The 18,620-nt window shown below is 39.3% G+C and carries 17 protein-coding genes; 7 read left to right on the top strand and 10 right to left on the bottom strand.

Features of this window, described 5'->3' with window-relative positions; translation table 11 throughout:
• Positions 1-75: 75 nt before the first annotated feature.
• On the top strand, positions 76-1,251 hold the full coding sequence (locus H5119_RS00730; RefSeq protein ID WP_182700836.1) for a putative manganese transporter: 1,176 nt from the start codon (positions 76-78) through the stop codon (positions 1,249-1,251).
• 106 nt (positions 1,252-1,357) lie between these two features.
• On the opposite strand, the gene H5119_RS00725 is transcribed toward H5119_RS00730, so the two are convergent.
• The 6 genes from H5119_RS00725 to seqA all read right to left on the bottom strand — a co-directional run bounded on the left by H5119_RS00725 (position 1,358) and on the right by seqA (position 8,986).
• Entirely contained in the window at positions 1,358-2,944 is a 1,587-nt protein-coding gene (locus tag H5119_RS00725; protein ID WP_182700835.1) for a dihydrolipoyllysine-residue acetyltransferase, read from the bottom strand.
• A gap of 8 nt (positions 2,945-2,952) precedes the next feature.
• A complete protein-coding gene (locus H5119_RS00720) occupies positions 2,953-3,930 on the bottom strand; it encodes an alpha-ketoacid dehydrogenase subunit beta (protein WP_182700834.1) in 978 nt (325 codons plus the stop codon).
• The gene (locus H5119_RS00715) at positions 3,930-5,144 is read right to left on the bottom strand and encodes a thiamine pyrophosphate-dependent dehydrogenase E1 component subunit alpha (RefSeq protein ID WP_138584301.1); all 1,215 of its coding nucleotides are present in this window, start codon (positions 5,142-5,144) and stop codon (positions 3,930-3,932) included. Before H5119_RS00715 ends, H5119_RS00720 begins: the two co-directional genes overlap by 1 nt.
• Before the next feature lie 265 nt (positions 5,145-5,409).
• Positions 5,410-6,462 carry a succinylglutamate desuccinylase gene (gene astE / locus H5119_RS00710; RefSeq protein WP_182700833.1) on the bottom strand — a complete coding sequence of 351 codons (1,053 nt, stop codon included), beginning with the start codon at positions 6,460-6,462 and terminating at the stop codon, positions 5,410-5,412.
• Positions 6,463-6,745: 283 nt separating this feature from the next.
• The gene (gene pgm, locus H5119_RS00705) at positions 6,746-8,383 is read right to left on the bottom strand and encodes a phosphoglucomutase (alpha-D-glucose-1,6-bisphosphate-dependent) (protein WP_182700832.1); all 1,638 of its coding nucleotides are present in this window, start codon (positions 8,381-8,383) and stop codon (positions 6,746-6,748) included.
• A 9-nt stretch (positions 8,384-8,392) separates the two neighbouring features.
• Positions 8,393-8,986 (bottom strand): replication initiation negative regulator SeqA, encoded by a 594-nt coding sequence (gene seqA, locus H5119_RS00700; RefSeq protein WP_077538028.1) that lies wholly within the window; start codon positions 8,984-8,986, stop codon positions 8,393-8,395.
• A gap of 240 nt (positions 8,987-9,226) precedes the next feature.
• Between seqA and H5119_RS00695 the strand changes: the two genes are divergently transcribed.
• The 5 genes from H5119_RS00695 to fur all read left to right on the top strand — a co-directional run bounded on the left by H5119_RS00695 (position 9,227) and on the right by fur (position 11,764).
• On the top strand, positions 9,227-9,994 hold the full coding sequence (locus H5119_RS00695) for an alpha/beta fold hydrolase (RefSeq protein ID WP_077538029.1): 768 nt from the start codon (positions 9,227-9,229) through the stop codon (positions 9,992-9,994).
• A 95-nt stretch (positions 9,995-10,089) separates the two neighbouring features.
• Positions 10,090-10,311 carry a DUF2788 domain-containing protein gene (locus tag H5119_RS00690; protein WP_002962930.1) on the top strand — a complete coding sequence of 74 codons (222 nt, stop codon included), beginning with the start codon at positions 10,090-10,092 and terminating at the stop codon, positions 10,309-10,311.
• A gap of 2 nt (positions 10,312-10,313) precedes the next feature.
• A complete protein-coding gene (gene ybfE / locus H5119_RS00685; protein ID WP_002962928.1) occupies positions 10,314-10,592 on the top strand; it encodes a LexA regulated protein in 279 nt (92 codons plus the stop codon).
• 14 nt (positions 10,593-10,606) lie between these two features.
• Positions 10,607-11,134 (top strand): flavodoxin FldA, encoded by a 528-nt coding sequence (gene fldA / locus H5119_RS00680; RefSeq protein WP_077538030.1) that lies wholly within the window; start codon positions 10,607-10,609, stop codon positions 11,132-11,134.
• Between the two features lie 186 nt (positions 11,135-11,320).
• Positions 11,321-11,764 (top strand): ferric iron uptake transcriptional regulator, encoded by a 444-nt coding sequence (fur, locus tag H5119_RS00675; protein ID WP_182700831.1) that lies wholly within the window; start codon positions 11,321-11,323, stop codon positions 11,762-11,764.
• A 109-nt stretch (positions 11,765-11,873) separates the two neighbouring features.
• Here fur and glnS read toward each other — a convergent pair whose 3' ends face one another.
• Positions 11,874-13,532, bottom strand: a complete 1,659-nt coding sequence (glnS, locus tag H5119_RS00670) for a glutamine--tRNA ligase (RefSeq protein ID WP_182700830.1) — start codon at positions 13,530-13,532, stop codon at positions 11,874-11,876.
• A gap of 218 nt (positions 13,533-13,750) precedes the next feature.
• On the opposite strand from glnS, the gene H5119_RS00665 reads away from it, so the two are divergent.
• Positions 13,751-14,821, top strand: a complete 1,071-nt coding sequence (locus H5119_RS00665) for a DUF3083 family protein (RefSeq protein ID WP_182700829.1) — start codon at positions 13,751-13,753, stop codon at positions 14,819-14,821.
• Positions 14,822-14,883: 62 nt separating this feature from the next.
• On the opposite strand, the gene sucD is transcribed toward H5119_RS00665, so the two are convergent.
• The 3 genes from sucD to odhB form a co-directional block, all read right to left on the bottom strand.
• Positions 14,884-15,756, bottom strand: coding sequence for a succinate--CoA ligase subunit alpha (sucD, locus tag H5119_RS00660; RefSeq protein ID WP_054204708.1), 873 nt, complete (start codon positions 15,754-15,756; stop codon positions 14,884-14,886).
• The gene (sucC, locus tag H5119_RS00655) at positions 15,756-16,922 is read right to left on the bottom strand and encodes an ADP-forming succinate--CoA ligase subunit beta (protein ID WP_149614221.1); all 1,167 of its coding nucleotides are present in this window, start codon (positions 16,920-16,922) and stop codon (positions 15,756-15,758) included. Before sucC ends, sucD begins: the two co-directional genes overlap by 1 nt.
• Positions 16,923-17,099: 177 nt before the next feature.
• Positions 17,100-18,617, bottom strand: a complete 1,518-nt coding sequence (odhB, locus tag H5119_RS00650) for a 2-oxoglutarate dehydrogenase complex dihydrolipoyllysine-residue succinyltransferase (RefSeq protein WP_182700828.1) — start codon at positions 18,615-18,617, stop codon at positions 17,100-17,102.
• Between the last annotated feature and the right edge of the window lie 3 nt (positions 18,618-18,620).

The following is an 18,620-nucleotide window of genomic DNA, read 5'->3' as shown; positions in this document are numbered from 1 at the left end:
TAGATGTAAATGATATTGATTATCATTTAATTAAAATATACAGTGTGACCTAGTTAATTGATTAGGTCGCATTGTATGATTTCACTTCCTCGCATTGGTTTTATTACTCCTGCCTCAAAACGATTTTTGAGCCAAAATAAACGCTTACTGCTGCCTTTATTTATTTTAACTTGCCTTGCAATACCGCAATTACGCGAAATAACAATGACCGCATTAAGTGATGCATTTTTTCAAGTGAGTGTGTTTGTTGCCACAACCCTTTTAATTTATTACTACGCTATAGAACACTTACCTCAATTAGAGCTTAGTTATTTAAGCGCGAAATCACCGGTTCTAGAAATTAGCTTTGCAGCGGTTTTAGGTGCATTACCTGGCTGTGGTGGCGCTATTATTGTGGTTACTCAATTTACAAAAGGCCAAGCAAGCTTTGGTGCTATTGTTGCTGTGCTAACAGCTACAATGGGCGATGCCGCATTTTTATTACTTGCTACCCGCCCTACTGAAGGCTTGTTAATTATGGGGATAGGGTTAGTAGTTGGTACACTCAGTGGTTTACTGGTTAATACAATACACAAAAAAGATTTTTTATGCCCAACAGCGCAAGAACAAAAGCACCAAATTAAAATACTCTCAACTAACATTATTAAAATCAGTAAACCGGTTTGGATGGTTGCAATTATACCAAGCCTTGTAATTGCATTTTTGATTGCGTTTAATATTGATTTTTCACAGTATGGTGCAAGTACAAGCACTGTGATTACGCTATTTGGTGCGGTAATGGCTTTATTTATTGTTAGTATTTGGGCACTTTCGTCAAGAGGTGAAAGCTATCAAGAAGTAACGTCAGAAGACGATGCATGTAACCCCCCTTCTAAAATAATAAAAGTATTACAAGACACACACTTTGTAACGGCGTGGGTTGTCGCCTCTTTTATGCTATTTGAGATTTTGGTTAACATTGCAGGACTTGATTTAAAAACGTGGTTTGTACATTACGCCTATTTAGCCCCATTAATTGCAGTGCTTATAGGGTTTTTACCTGGTTGTGGTCCGCAAATAATTGTTACAACGCTTTATATTCAAGGCATTATTCCTTTTAGTGCTTTAGTAGGGAACGCGATTTCTAATGATGGGGATGCGTTATTTCCAGCAATTGCAATGGCCCCGAAAGCAGCTATTATCGCGACATTGTATACATCAGTTCCTGCTTTATTAATAGGTTATAGCTTGTATTTTTTCGCTGAAATTTAAATCTTTTGTAAATAGCCAACAAGAAAGGCTCAGCAGTTGCCGAGCCTTTCTTAATCACAAACAATGTTGTTGATGATTCTGCTAAAAGGAATTCTTTTAAAAGCTATTAACTCATAGCCATCATCATTGTCGATGGGTTTTCTAGATAAGATTTCCACACGTTATTAAAGCGTGCAATCGTACCGCCATCAATAACGCGATGATCGCCAGACCAGCTTACTTGCATAATTGCTCTGCTCACGACTTGCCCGTTGCTATCAAAACGCGGTAAATGCTGTAACTTTCCTAGCGCAACAATAGCCACTTCTGGTTTATTAATAATAGGTGTCGCAATAGTACCGCCAATTGCACCAATATTAGAGATGCTAATTGTCCCACCTTTTAAATCATCCGGTGCAACACGCCCTTCTCTAGCGGACTCGGTCAATCGAGTTAAATCATTTGCTAAATCTACAATACTTTTACTCTGACACGATTTAATATTAGGGACTAATAGACCTATTTTTGAGTCGACTGCGATTCCGATATTATGATCGTTATAATAAGTCAGCTCAGAGCATTCATCATTTACTTTAGAATTAAGTACTGGGTACTCTTTCATTGCAAGTGACAACGCTTTTACAAAAAACGGCATCATAGTGAGCTTAACGCCTTGCGCCTTGTATTGCTCCTTCATAGAGCCTCTTAAGGCGATAAGATCGGTTAAATCAATTTCATCACAAAACGTAAAGTGTGGGATTGTAGAGACCGAAGCCACCATTTGCTTTGCCATAGCCGCTTTAATGCCTTTAATAGGCTCGACTCGTACGCCACCAGTTGTATTCTGCATTTGGTTTTGTACTGCACTTTGAGAAGCATCACTATTAAGCGGTGACGTATCAATCGTATTTGGCACTTCGCCTTTTATATACTCTTCAATATCTTGCTTGTAAATACGCCCATTCTTGCCACTGCCAGGTACACTCGTTAAATCAATATCAAGTTCACGTGCTTTGCGACGAACCGCAGGTGATGCAACCGCTTTTTGATTGATAACTTTAGCAGCTTGCTGCATTTTAACAGGGGCAACTTTTTCAGCGACAGCATTAGCTTGAGCCTTTACGACAGCTTGGTTTATATCAACATTAGGTTTTGTTGCACTGCCCGCAATTGTCATTTGAAACAATGGGCTATGTACTTTCGCTATTTCACCTTTTTGATAGTAAAGCTTTTGCACTGTGCCTGTGTATTTTGCCGGAATTTGCACTAATGCTTTGTCGGTCATCACGTCACAAACCGCTTGATCTTCTTCTATTTCGTCGCCTTCTGCGACTAACCAATCGACAATTTCACACTCAACAATACCTTCACCAATATCAGGGAGTATAAAGTCCTCAACCAAATCAGCTGCGTTGTTATTAGTTTGAGGTGCAGTTTGAAGTGTTTCTTGAGCAGCTTCATTATGCTTATTCTCACCCGCTACATCCATAGCAAATAAAGGGGCATGTACTTTAGCAATTTCACCTTTTTGATAATATAGCTTTGAAATAACGCCATCATGCACAGCCGGAATTTGCACTAATGCTTTGTCTGTCATTACATCACAAATTGGCTGATCTTCAGATACAGTATCGCCTTCTTGCACTAGCCACTCAACAACTTCGCATTCAACAATGCCTTCACCAATATCGGGTAATATAAAATCTTTAGCCATGATAACCCCTAAAAATCCATTGATTGTTTAATTGCAGCTAACACTTTTAATGCATCTGGTACATATTCTTTTTCTAGCGCCAATGGGTATGGCGTATCTAAGCCACATACACGTAAAATTGGTGACTCTAAATGAAGAAAACATTCTTGCTGGATAGTCGCCGCTATTTCTGCCCCAAAACCATTGGTTATAGGTGCTTCATGGCTGACAATTAAACGCCCAGTCTTAATAACCGATTTAGCAATTGTATCTACATCCCATGGTAATATGCTGCGAAGATCAATCACCTCACAGCTAATCCCTTGCTCTTTCGCTTGTTTAGCCGCATCTTCGATAATCTCCATTTGAGCACCCCAGGCTAATAGCGTAATATCAGCGCCTTCTTGCACTACTTCAGCTGTGCCTAATTCAATGCTGTAATCTTCTTCTGGTACTTCGCCAATTGATGCGCGATATAAACGTTTTGGTTCAAAAAATATTACTGGGTTGTCATCTTTAATTGATGCGCGTAATAAACCTTTCGCTTGATAAGGGTTGCGCGGTACAACCACTTTTAAACCCGGTGTGTGCGCAAAATAAGCTTCTGGTGACTGTGAATGGTATAAACCACCAGCAATACCACCACCATAAGGTGTACGAATGGTTAAGTTACCCACATCAAATTCATTACCACTGCGATAACGAAACTTAGCAGCTTCATTTACTATTTGATCAAAGGCAGGAAAAATATAATCAGCAAACTGAATTTCAGCCAGTGCAGGTGCACCAAATGCCGCTAAACCATTAGCAAAGCCTAAAATGCCTTGCTCTGTTAAAGGTGTATTAAAAACACGATGCTTACCGTATTTTTCTTGCAAGCCCGATGTTGCTCTAAATACACCACCAAAGTAACCAACGTCTTCACCAAAAATGCAGGCTTGAGGATGTTCATTCATCGTGATGTCGAGCGCAGAGTTAATTGCGTGGAGCATGTTCATTTTAGCCATTACTTAATTCTCCCTGCTGTGACTGGGTAAGCATCTGGATGCTGTTTGATATGTTCTTTTAATTGCTCGTACTGGCGTTGTAATAACGGAATTGGCGTATCGTAAACATCCGACACTAGCTCTTCTAATGCGGGTTTTGCAATAACTTCAGCACGCTTAAGCGCCGCTAAAATTTCTTCACGGATTGATTCTTTCGCTTTTGTATCGTCTTCTTCGTTTAACCAGTCTTGCTTGACCAGCCATTTTCTAAATTTATCTATTGGACACGCTTGGTGGTTTGCTTCTTCATCTTTAGAGCGATAGCCACTTGGATCGTCTGACGTAGAGTGCGCACCTAATCGATAAGCAATCGATTCTATGAGTACTGGTTCACCTTGTGTAGAGGCTATATCCCGTGCTTTTTTAGTCGCCGCATACACAGCCAGTGCATCTGTGCCATCAACACGAATTGTTTTAATGCCATAACCGACACCGCGAGATGCAATGCCATCACCTTTAAACTGTTCATCAGCAGGGGTTGATATTGCATAACCGTTATTACGTGCAAAAAATATAACCGGCGCTCTGTGAACAGCCGCCATATTTAAACCCGCATGAAAGTCACCTTCCGATGCCGCACCTTCACCAAAGTAACAAATAGTCACATTATCAATTGTGCTTGCAAGCTCGCCAGTTTTTGCGTCGATGTGCTTTATTTTTTGGCCATATGCATAACCTGTTGCCTGTGGTATTTGCGTACCCAATGGCGATGAAATCGTCATGTAGTTTAGCGCTTTAGAACCATAGTGAATTGGCATTTGACGACCTTTGCCTAAATCCAATTCATTTGAAAACATTTGGTTCATAAATTGATCTAGGGTAAAACCACGATAATGCAGTGCAGCTTGTTCACGATACTGAGCCATAATCATATCGTCTTGATCAAGTGCTGCAGCAGAGGCAGTAACAGCGGCCTCTTCACCTAAACATTGCATATAAAAACTAACACGGCCTTGGCGTTGTGCACCTTGCATACGCTCATCCAATAAACGTATAAAACGCATTGTTTCGTATAATTTAATCGCGGTATGTTTTGAAATATCAGGTGCGGTTGCACTAGGGTGAATGTCGCCATCCTCAGTTAAAATACTAAGGGTTGGAATATTAAGTGCTTGGCCGTCAATAAATTCAAGCGTGTGGTTAATATTCAGCGATACGTTATTTGGATTACTCATAACCTACCTTCTTTTGTTGTCGGTAAAACAGTGCCCCTTTAAATTATTATTGTGGGTGATTATTGCAGGTTAAACTTTGCAATATCTGCACTATCTTTAATTAAAGCTGCCAACACTTTACGTTAACGTAAAGTGTTATTCAACAGATCTAAGACAAAACAAAAGCAAATACTGGTTAAATAAGTGGCAAGTTAACAATACGGTTACTTTAATTAATAGTAATCATATAGTTAACTTAAGGTTAGCAGTGGTCTGATGAGTGAGCTTATACGAAATTACTACCAATATTCATCGGGATAACAGTCAACAGCGCTCTTTGTCCTAACGCGACATTTGCATTTGGGAAAATAATAGCCTCGCCTTCAACGTTGGCATAAAACGGTGTATCACCATCGGTTGCAAGTAGTTCACCTTTCGCAAAGCCTGTAAAGTTCTCGGCGTCATCTGAAAAAGGAAAACTAAAATCATCCTGTGTTCTGTTAATTGTGCGATGCACTGCAAAAAGTTCAAAATCATTTGCATTGAATTTAGGGTATTGCACTTCATTTTGGCTAATTAATGCAGTTAACGTTTGCTTTGTTTTTTCAAAGCGGGTCATATCGTTTTCACCAAATGGCTTAACTTGACCAAGTTCAACCGTGAAAGAATCTGCACCATGTACAAATGATGAATAGTAACTAAACGTTGTCGCAGGTGATTTCATCATAAGCACGGTGTTTACACCACAGCTTAATAAAAACTGTAGCTGAGATTTTTTCCACGGTTTACCATGCAAAAATGGATATACCGCAAACTTTTCGTTTTTGGAGCCTCTAATTGCAGTGTGTAAATCGTAATGACATCGGCTACTTCCTAGCTCGCCACGTGCATAGAAATCACTTACATATTGCTCAAGCTTTGCAGCGCGGGTGCGCTCATTATTCATTGGCACGCCTTCAACTGTATGGTAGCCATTAAATAATCTATTTAAATTTTCTTCTACAAAACGCAAACCAATATTAATCGATTGCGGATTGCCGTAAATAAACAAGGCACGCTGCTTAAGTATTAGCTCACCGTTTATAATTTGTGTGATCAGTGCGTCACAAATTTCGATTGGTGCAGTTTCGTTACCGTGTACAGCACTTGAATAAACCACATCTTTTGTTGTTTTAACCGCAGGTTGAAACTCTATTACTCCGGTGTCGTGTATATTCACACGCGTGCCATTATCTAAAACAAACTCACCTGCATCTAAATGCCATTCGTTATTACGGCTAAGCGTTAAAAAATCACCGGTTAGTTTTAATTCATTTAAGTAAGATGGATTGGCTGACATGTAATAAGCCCTTTTATAGAATATGAGAATAAAACCTCAAGCGTCTACTTTTAATACCAATTGCATTAAATTAATGATCTATTATAGCGACAAGAAAATAGCTCAATAACAAGGCTAAAATTATGATACATAGCTGCTCTATATAAATAATTTTTTACGTAGTTAGTGAGTTATTTAATACGCTAAAGTGATCATGTTTTAATAAAATTGGTACAATAATGCTCAAGGGATAGATGCAAAAACGGCTGAATAAATCAGCCGTTTTCAAAATTATTAAACTCAGTTAGCTAATAACTGAATCTACAAGCTTTTTAGCTTCTTTTTCTAGCAATGCTAAATGCGCTTCACCTTTGAAAGATTCAAGGTAAATTTTATAAATATCTTCGGTACCTGAAGGACGCGCTGCAAACCAGCCGTTTTCGGTGACCACTTTTAAACCGCCGATAGCGGCATCGTTACCCGGTGCATGAGTCAATTTTTGCAAAATAGGCTCGCCAGCAAGCGTATCGGCTTTAACATCAGCGGCACTCAATGCTTTTAAACGTGATTTTTGACCACTTGTTGCCGGTGCATCAAGGCGTTTATAAATTGGAGAGCCAAATTCTTGTTCTAACTCTTTATAAAGTGCTGATGGTGTTTTACCCGTTACGGCCAATATTTCGGCAGCAAGCAGCCCCATAATAAAGCCGTCTTTATCTGTACACCATACAGAGCCATCAAAACGTAAAAATGCAGCACCTGCACTTTCTTCGCCACCAAAAGCAAGTTTGCCTTTACTTAGACCTTCAACAAACCATTTAAAACCCACTGGTACTTCTTTTACTTTACGGTTGTTTCGCAAAGCGACCTTGTCGATCATAGAGCTAGAAACCAGTGTTTTACCAATTTCTACGTTAGAGTTCCAATCTCGGTATTTAAGTAAGTAGTCTATAGCAACTGCTAAAAAGTGATTTGGATTCATTAAACCATCTGGCGTTACAATACCGTGACGGTCGTAGTCAGGATCGTTACCAATCGAAATATCAAAATCATCTTTCAATGCAATAAGATTAGCCATTGAATAAGGCGATGAGCAGTCCATACGAATTTTGCCATCTTTATCCAGCGGCATAAAAGCAAAGCGAGGGTCGACAACATCATTAACAACGGTTAAATCTAAATTATATTTTTTTGCTATGACAGGCCAAAAATGTATACCTGAACCACCCAGGGGATCGATACCTATTTTGATACCTGCATCGCTAATTGCTTTTAAATTAACGATATTTGCTAAATCATCAATGTATGGCGTCATCAAATCTTCGTATCGAATAAAACCTGAGCGCGATGCTTTAGCGAATGGAAATAGCTCTACCTCGACTAAATCTTCTAATAATAGCTGATTAGCTCTGTCTTCAATCCATTTAGTGACGTCGGTATCAGCAGGCCCGCCATTAGGTGGGTTATATTTAAAACCACCATCTTCAGGAGGATTATGCGAAGGCGTAACGACAATACCATCTGCTAATTCATTTGGGTGTAACTTATTATGGCTGACAATGGCGTGGCTGATCACAGGTGTTGGAGTAAAATCGCCGTTTTCTTGTGTGATCACTTGCACTTCGTTAGCAACGAGTACTTCAATGGCGGAGTTAAACGCGGCCTCACTCAATGCGTGTGTATCTTTACCTAAAAATAACGGACCAAAAATATCATTTTGTTTTCTGTAATCGCAAATAGCCTGTGTAATAGCTAAAATATGCGACTCGTTAAATTTAACATCGTAAGAACAACCTCTATGGCCTGATGTACCAAAAGCAACACAATGCTCTGGGAATTGTTCAAGATCGGGTTCATTTAAGTAATAGGCAGAAACTAATTTTGGAACATTAACCAGCGCCGATTGTGGAGCTGTTTTGCCTGCGCCTGAGTGAATAGCCATTATATTTCCTTACAAGTAATCGCGAATTTTTTCAGCTTGCTCTGCACTATATCCAAGGCAAAGAGCAACTTCATGAAGCATCATTTTTTTACGCGTTGTATTAGAGTTCGTCATAACCCAATATTCACTATCAGTTATGTTTTTAGGATTCATACTGCTGCCGCTATTAACTAAGGCTTCTTTGCTGGTAGCAAAATATACTCGGTCGCGACCTTTAATATCTAATACGGCCGAAAAATCAGTTTTATGAGTGCGGTAAAATGCACTTAAAATAAACAAAAAACGCCCTACAACGCCTTTTTGCATTGCCAGTTCTTCTTTGTTCAATACATTAAAAACATTATCATTTTTTTGCTTCACCGGTGTGACAGCAAGCGTTTTTTGTTTTTTTGATGGCTCAACAGCTAGCTCAGAGGTCTTCAATGCGCAGGTAGACATTGTCGCAGTTTGATTGTTTTGAGTTAGTTCTACGTTTGCAGATTGAATTTTTTCGCCACTCAGATTTAATAAACGACGTAAAATAGTGGATGCACTTTCGCCAATACTTTGCGTATTGCTTGCAATATATTGATATAACTCGTCGTCTATGTCGATTTGTTTCATGTTCTTCCTGTTATTACGGGTCACATTTTTTCTCCCGACTGATTATACCCAAACCAATTAGAAATGCGAGTTACAACAAGCACTCCCGACAACATATACTGCAAACATATAAATAGACTATTATTTAACGCCCTCTTGTTGATTTAACATCCAAAAGCCGAATTAGATAAATAGTCGCTGTATTTTTTGCTTTTTAATGCAATGCTCGGCAAACTATGGCCAAATTTTCAGGAGGCTAGTATGCAGTTAAATTACAAGCAACAAGGGCAAGGTCCTAATGTTATTTTGATCCACGGGCTTTTTGGATCATTAGAAAACTTAAATGTAATCGCCAAGCCATTAAGTGAACACTTTAATGTTATAAACGTTGATTTACGTAATCATGGCCTGTCACCTCATAGCGATGAAATGAACTATCCTGCAATGGCACAAGATATTGTTGTGTTACTAGATCACTTAAATATAGATAAAGCACACTTAGTTGGGCACTCTATGGGTGGTAAAGTCGCAATGGAATTAGCACTTACCCACCCTGAGCGGGTAAATAAACTAGTCGTACTTGATATTGCACCCGTTAGCTATCCGCCACGCCATACAAAAATACTGCAAGCATTAAAAGCGGTTGCAGCGCAATCAATCGACGATCGAAAACAAGCCGATACACTAATGCAGCCTTTTATTGAAGAGCTTGGGGTCCGACAGTTTTTGCTTAAAAGCCTTGCTAAAAATGAGCAAGGTCAATTTGCATGGCGATTTAACTTAAATGTGCTTGATGAAAAATATTCAACAATTACAGCCAACGTTAATGAAAACAATTCTTGTTTATGCGATACTCTTTTTATCAAAGGGAATGATTCTGACTATATTCTGCCTGAGCATCGTAGTGTAATTACAGCGCGCTTTAAAAACACCAAAGCTAAAATCATTCATGGCGCAGGACATTGGCTTCATGCACAAAAGCCACTTGCTGTTAATAAAGCAATAAATGACTTTTTAACTGCGATTTAAAGTAATTTTAATCGCGTGTTTTTGATTTTGCGTACTAAATATATGTATATTTATATGCTATAGTACGCGCCGTTTAATTTAAAGGTTATACGTTGATGGTCAGTCAGTTAATTAACGAATTTGATACCCTAGGGTTGTATTTTGGCTTAGCCGGTATTTTCATATTCATCGGCATGGCAATTAAAGACGTACTAAAAAGTGGTAATGTGCCTAAGTTCGGACAGTATATTGTTTGGGGCGTACTCTTTTTAGGGTGTTCAGGCTTTATTGCTAAAGGGCTTATTCAAGTATTTTGGCAAGGCGCAGGTGTAGGTTAAGCATGGCGAAGTCAGAAACAGATAGAACAACACTCGATTTATTTGAATACGAAAAACGCCCAGGCAGACCTAAAACCAATCCCCTTTCTCGGGATATGCAGTTAAAGGTAAATAAACGTAATCAAATAAAAAGAGATAAAGCACGTGGTCTAAAGCGTGTTGAATTTAAAGTTTCATCGCAGTTATATCAAGCATTGAGTGATATGGCAGATGCACAAAATATTAGCCGCAGTGCGCTGATTGAAACGATTTTACAAGAAAGATTGGCTATTGATACATAAAAGGTTTTAAATCCATGGCAAGTGTAGGCATTTTTTTCGGAAGTGACACAGGTAACACAGAACACGTAGCAAAAATGATCCAAAAAGAATTGGGTAAAAAGCTAGTGGCTGTTCATGATATTGCAAAAAGCTCTAAAGAAGAGATTGCTGAATTTGATTTAATCTTATTCGGTATCCCTACTTGGTACTACGGTGAAGCGCAATGTGACTGGGATGACTTTTTCCCAGAGCTTGAAGAAGTTGACTTTGAAGGTAAACTTGTTGCTATTTTTGGTTGCGGAGACCAAGAAGATTACGCTGAGTACTTTTTGGATGCTATGGGCATGATCAACGATATCGTGACTGAACGTGGCGCGATTGTTGTCGGCCATTGGCCAAGTGATAGCTATGACTTTGAAGCATCAAAAGGTATGGCTGACGACAAGCATTTTGTTGGTTTGGGTATCGACGAAGACCGTCAACCTGAGCTTACAGAACAGCGTGTTAAAGCATGGTCTGCTCAAGTATATGAAGAAATGTGTTTAAGTGAATTAGCTGACTAATTTTCTGCGCATTACACTAACTGTTTAAATAATTATCAAACAGTTAGTGTTTTAAGCTTTAGTGAGAATATAAGTCAATTGTTCTTTGCACTTCACGCTTAGGCACGTTATCCTGTTTATTGCTAATGTGTCGTGTACATCTTTGCAAGATGTCTAGTATAACCAAATAAAATTGAGACAGATTTAATGACTGATCATAACTTGGAACTTAAAAAAGCCGGTTTAAAAGTAACTTTACCGCGTATTAAAATATTAGAGATTTTACAATCTCCAGATAACCAACACATCAGCGCTGAAGATGTTTACAAAATTCTTTTGGATCTAGGTGAAGAAATCGGTCTTGCGACTGTATATCGTGTACTTAACCAATTTGATGATGCGGGTATTGTAAGCCGTCATCACTTTGAAGGTGGTAAATCTGTATTTGAACTTTCAGGAAGCACGCACCACGATCATTTAGTATGTTTGAAGTGTGGTAAAGTTGTAGAGTTTGAAGATGAGATGATTGAACGTCGTCAACTTGAAATTTCCGAAGAAAATGGTATTAAACTTACAAACCATTCTTTATATTTATACGGTGAGTGTAACGATAAAGTAGCGTGTAAAGCATTTAGCGATGCAAACAGCTAATACCGCTTTTAAAAGCAATAAAAAAACCTGCTAAGTGCAGGTTTTTTTGTGCCTAAAAGACGGTAGATATAGTGAGCCGGTATAAATACAGGCTCATTATTAAACGTAGCTACTGTGTTTTAGACCATGAATCGCGAAGACCCACTGTTTGGTTAAATACCACATTCTCTGATTTAGAATCACGAGAGAAATAACCTGTACGCTCAAACTGAAAACCCTGCTCTGCTTGTGAATTAGCAAGTGATGGCTCTAGTTTCGCATTTGATAAAACAACCAGTGATTCTGGGTTTAGTGTTGTTTCAAACTCATCAGCGGCTGCTGGGTTTGCCACGCTAAATAAACGGTCATATAAACGTACTTCTGCAGTGATAGACTCTGGTGCTGAAACCCAGTGAATAACGCCTTTTACTTTACGTCCATCACTTGGGTTTTTACCAAGTGTTTCGCTGTCGTAAGTACAAAAAATAGTTGTGATTTCGCCATTTTCGTCTTTTTCGACACGCAGGGCTTTAATAACATAAGCACCACGTAAGCGTACTTCTTTATCAAGTACTAAACGTTTGAACTTGTTATTTGCTTCTTCTTTAAAATCTTCACGTTCGATATAAATTTCACGCGTAAACGGCACATCACGACGACCCATTTCTTCTTTATTTGGGTGATTAGCCACAGATAAAACCTCAATCTTGTCTGCATCGTAGTTTTCAATAACAATTTTAACAGGATCGAGTACGGCCATTGCACGTGGTGCATTTTCGTTTAAGTCTTCACGGATACACGCTTCAAGCATGCCCATTTCAACCATATTCTCTTGTTTTGTTACGCCAATGCGCAAACAAAACTCACGAATTGACCCTGGTGTATAACCACGACGACGTAGACCTGCAATAGTAGGCATACGTGGATCATCCCACCCTTCAACAAAGTTATTTACTACTAAATCACTTAGCTTACGCTTAGACATAATAGTGTATTCAAGATTCAAGCGTGAAAACTCAATTTGCTGTGGGTGACACTCTAGACTGATATTATCAAGTACCCAATCATATAAACGACGGTTATCTTGAAACTCGAGTGTACATAACGAATGTGTAATGCCTTCAAGTGCATCTGAAATACAGTGCGTAAAGTCATACATTGGGTAAATGCACCACTTATCAGCTGTTTGGTGGTGATGAGCAAAACGTACACGATAAATAATTGGATCGCGCAGCACCATAAAAGAGCTTGCCATATCAATTTTTGCACGCAGAACACACTCGCCTTCTTTGAATTCACCCGCACGCATTTTTTCAAATAATGCGAGGTTTTCTTCAACCGCTGTATCTCTGTGTGGGCTGTTTTTACCTGGCTCTTTTAATGTGCCACGGTACTGGCGCGCTTCATCTGCTGTTAAAAAGCACACGTACGCTAAGCCTTTATTAATTAACTCAACAGCGTAACCATATAAAGTATCAAAATAGTTAGAAGAATACTTTATATCGCCATCCCAATTAAAGCCTAACCACTGTACATCTTCTTTTATAGAATTAACGTAGTTAATGTCTTCTTTTTCAGGGTTTGTATCATCAAAACGTAGGTTACATAAACCATTGTAGTCTTTCGCAATACCAAAATTTAAACAAATTGATTTTGCATGGCCAATATGTAAAAAGCCGTTTGGTTCAGGTGGAAAACGTGTATGCGTAGTTGCATGCTTTCCACTTGCTAAATCTTCATCAATTCGGGTTCTAATAAAGTTACTTGGGCGATTCTCAATTTCCGCCATAGGAGTGCAATCCTCTAAATATTACGTAATAACAAAACTAATCCATTATTACAAAAACAATCACTAACATACAGCAATAGCTTAAGGTTTATTTTAGATATTGATTAACTTTAATTCACTTGAACTGTTATTTATCAATAAAATTTGTTTTAGCGCAATATTTAGGTCATCAAAGCCAATTATAGTAAGCCGATAACCTACTTTATAAGGATTCGAAGATGGCTACACTTAACCAACATCGCGTATATATTCCAACTAATGCACGCGCTAACCACTATTTATTAGCTGAAATAACCCCTAACGAAGCGTTTTATAATAGCTTTAGCACTATAAATTGTTGCTATGAGCGTATTGCGCGTCAGTTATTTGCGTATTGTGATGAGTACGAACTCCATAACGTACATTTGCTAGCAAACGATAAGCTACCTGTGGTGCGTTTTCATGATGAGGCTTATCAATTAGAAACGGATAAGCAAATGTTGTTTTTTTATAACCCTCGCTATCACGAAGCCCATAAACTTTATTACACACCAAATACACAGAGCAAAAAAATACGTTTGTTATTTCTCGCAACAGGTGAAGATTTACGTGCAAACTCAGCGCAATTTCATAATAAAGTACAAAAAGTTTTAAATCTGTTACAAGAACAATTATTTATAAATCAATCTCAATTTAAATTGCGCGATCACCAACATCTTACTTACGATTTATTTGCTAAAGAAAAAGGCAATAAAGAAAGCTATGGTTACAAGCTAAGAAGCCTCTACCCGCGTTATCAATCTAGGCAATGTAATATACCGGATGAATATGCCGAGATGACATACGCAACGTTTACTATTCCCGTGTCCCGAGCTATCAAAACGCAATTTCAAACACTGGTGAATAATCACGATTTCGGAAAATTTTACGACTACTTTGCAGATAATTTTGAGCGTGTATGTAAAAATAACAAGCTAACACATGGTGCAATGGTCGCCAATGGTGCGATACCTATTATCCGAAATAGTAAAATAGATAACAATGAAGGCAATGCTGAACTACAAAAACTGAGTTTTGACGTTGAATCAATAGAAAGCCAAATCAAATGCTTTTATGAAGCAAATAAACTTGTCGAAACCATACACTTTGTCGTTGCTGCTACCAACCAAAATAAACATGAGATAGGCTATGGGCGATTTATGAATCAAGTAGAAAAAACAATTCACAGTTTATGTGATGAACTTTCTATAAATAAACAGCGCCAAGACTTATCGGTACGCTTTTTTCAGCATATCAGTTACCCATTCTAAAATTTTTTACCGGATAACAAAAAGGCTCGCATAAGCGAGCCTTTTTTAAGAAAAATAAGCGATTACCAGCCTGTTTTCTCTTTAAGTGCTTTACCGATATCAGCAAGTGAACGTACAGTTTTTACGCCCGCAGCTTCTAATGCAGCAAATTTCTCATCAGCAGTACCTTTACCGCCTGCGATGATCGCGCCAGCGTGACCCATACGCTTACCTTCTGGTGCAGTAACACCAGCAATGTAAGATACTACAGGTTTAGTTACGTTAGCTTTGATGTACTCTGCAGCTTCTTCTTCTGCAGTACCACCGATTTCACCAATCATTACGATTGCTTCAGTTTGTGGATCTTTTTCGAACATTTCTAAAACGTCGATAAAGTTAGTACCTGGAATTGGATCACCACCAATACCAACACACGTAGACTGACCAAAACCAGCATCCGTAGTTTGCTTAACTGCTTCGTACGTTAAAGTACCAGAGCGAGAAACAATTCCTACTTTACCAGGTTTGTGGATATGGCCAGGCATGATACCAATCTTAGTCTCGCCAGGAGTGATAACACCTGGGCAGTTAGGACCGATCATACGAGTACCTGTTTGATCTAGTTTAACTTTAACGTCAACCATATCAAGTGTGGGGATACCTTCAGTGATACAAACAATCAGCTCAATGCCAGCATCGATAGCTTCTAAGATTGCATCTTTACAGAAAGGTGCTGGTACATAGATAACTGACGCAGTTGCGCCTGTTTCTTGTACTGCATCACGAACTGTGTTGAATACTGGAAGACCAAGGTGCGTTTGACCGCCTTTACCTGGGCTTACACCACCAACCATTTGAGTACCGTACTCAAGTGCTTGCTCAGAATGGAAAGTACCCTGACCACCTGTGAAACCTTGACAGATAACTTTTGTATCTTTATTGATTAATACAGACATTATTTGCCCTCCGCAGCAGCAACTACTTTCTCAGCAGCGTCTGTTAGTGATTCAGCAGCGATGATGTTAAGGTCAGATTTAGCTAGCACTTCACGACCTAGTTCAGCATTAGTACCTTCTAAACGTACAACTACTGGTACGTTTACGCCTACTTCTTTAACTGCGCCAATGATGCCTTCAGCAATCATGTCACAACGAACGATACCGCCAAAGATGTTTACTAAAACAGCTTTAACATTGTCGTCAGAAAGAATGATTTTGAATGCTTCAGAAACACGCTCTTTCGTCGCGCCGCCGCCAACATCTAGGAAGTTAGCTGGTTTGCCACCGTGTAAGTTTACGATGTCCATAGTACCCATCGCTAGGCCTGCACCGTTAACCATACAACCAACGTTGCCATCAAGGGCTACGTAGTTAAGCTCAAAGCTTGCTGCATGTGCTTCACGAGCATCTTCTTGAGATGGATCGTGGAACTCACGGATTTTAGGTTGACGGTAAAGTGCATTACCATCAATGCCGATTTTGCCGTCAAGACAGTGAAGGTTACCTTCGTCTGTGATTACTAACGGGTTGATTTCAAGTAATGCGAAATCAAAATCAGTGAACATTTTACCAAGACCCATGAAAATCTTAACGAACTGTTTCATTTGTACTGGGTTAAGATCCAGTTTGAAACCAAGTTCACGTGCTTGGTAAGCTTGAGGACCTACTAACGGATCGATCTCAGCTTTGTGGATAAGTTCAGGTGTTTCTTCAGCAACAGTTTCAATTTCAACGCCGCCTTCAGTAGACGCCATGAAAACTACTTTACGAGATGCACGGTCAACTACTGCACCTAGGTACAATTCGTTAGCAATGTCAGTACAGCTTTCTACTAAAATTTTAGCAACTGGCTGGCCTTTCTCGTCTGTTTGGTAAGTAACTAGGTTTTTACCTAACCAGTTAGCTGCAAACGCTTTTACTTCGTCGATCGTTTTAACTAGCTTTACACCGCCAGCTTTACCACGTCCACCTGCGTGAACCTGAGTTTTAACAACCCACATATCACCGCCGATCTTTTCAGCAGCTGCTGCAGCTTCTTCAGGTGTATCGCAAGCGAAACCTTGAGAAACTGGTAAACCATATTCGGCAAAAAGTTGTTTTGCCTGATACTCATGCAAATTCATGATGCTTTATCCAATTTTTTATACTAAAAGAGCTGACTATTTTTATAAACAGACAACTATCCCAAATTGCGCACCTAGTATAGATCCCAAGGCTTAACATGAAAACCCCAGTACGACCAAAGGCGCAAAAAAAAAGCTGTGAATCTTCATCCACAGCTTACATTTCATACAACTAGATTAAACATCTAGCAATAAGCGAGTTGGATCTTCAAGTAACTCTTTAATAGTCACTAAGAAACCAACAGATTCTTTACCATCAATGATACGGTGATCATAAGAAAGTGCTAAATACATCATAGGCAGTATTTCTACTTTACCATTAACCGCCATAGGACGGTCTTGGATTTTATGCATACCCAAAATCGAAGATTGTGGCAAGTTAATGATAGGTGTAGATAGTAATGAACCAAATACACCACCGTTAGTAATAGTGAAGTTACCACCGGTCATATCAGCAAGCGTAAGCTTACCATCACGACCTTTAAGTGCTAGTTCACGAATACCTTTTTCGATTTCAGCAACAGATAATTTGTCACAATCTTTAAGTACTGGAGTAACTAGACCACGTGGAGTAGATACTGCAATGCTGATATCAAAATAGTTATGGTAAACAATATCGTCACCATCAATTGATGCGTTAACATCTGGGAAACGTTTAAGTGCTTCAGTTACCGCTTTCACGTAGAAAGACATGAAACCTAAACGAATACCATGACGCTTTTCAAACACTTCTTGGTACTGCTTACGAAGGCTCATGATTGGTTCCATGTTCACTTCGTTGAATGTTGTTAACATTGCAGTTGAGTTTTTAGCTTCAAGAAGACGTGTTGCAATCGTTTTACGTAAACGCGTCATTGGAACACGTTTTTGAGTACGATCGCCCATCGGTGCTGCTGGAGCAGAAGCTTCTGCTTTTTTAGCCGCTGACGCTGGTGCTTTTAAGAAAGTATCAACGTCTTCTTTAGTTACACGACCATTTTTACCCGTGCCATTAATCTTAGAAGCGTCTAGGCCTTTCTCAGCGATTAAACGACGAACTGATGGTGTTAATACATCTGAACTTTCGCTTGAATCTGCTGCTGGCGCTGAGTCTGCTTTTGCAGCTGGAGCCGCTGGTGCACCGCCTGCTTTAACCGAACCAATTACTTGCTCGCCTAATACAGTATCGCCTTCGCCGTGAATGATATCACCCATGATGCCATCGTCTTGAGCAACTACTTCAAGAACAACTTTATCTGTTTCAATATCTACCAAGTTTTGGTCACGTGTTACCGCGTCACCTGGTTGTACATGCCATGTAGCAATTGTTGCGTCTGCAACTGATTCTGGAAGTACAGGTACTTTAATGTCCACTTCTTTACCTTCTGATGCTGGTGCTGATTGCGCCGCTGGCGCGTCTTCTGATTTAGCGGGTGCTGATTCTTCTTTAGTTGAACCTTCACTTGCTGGCGCTGCATCAGCATCACCAAGTAAACCCATAACTTGATCGCCAAGTACGGTTGCACCTTCTTCTTGTGATATTTCTGTAATTACACCGTCGTGCTGTGCAACCACTTCTAAAACCACTTTATCTGTTTCAATGTCTACTAAGTTTTGATCGCGAGTTACTTTGTCGCCAACACTTACATGCCATGTAGCAACGGTAGCATCTGCAACCGACTCAGGAAGAACAGGAACTTTAATTTCTGTGCTCATTGC

Source organism: Pseudoalteromonas sp. SG45-5 (assembly GCF_014164085.1).
Classification (GTDB): domain Bacteria; phylum Pseudomonadota; class Gammaproteobacteria; order Enterobacterales; family Alteromonadaceae; genus Pseudoalteromonas; species Pseudoalteromonas aliena.
The sequence above is the reverse complement of the archived record's forward strand: the minus strand, read 5'-3'. Positions and strand labels throughout refer to the sequence as shown.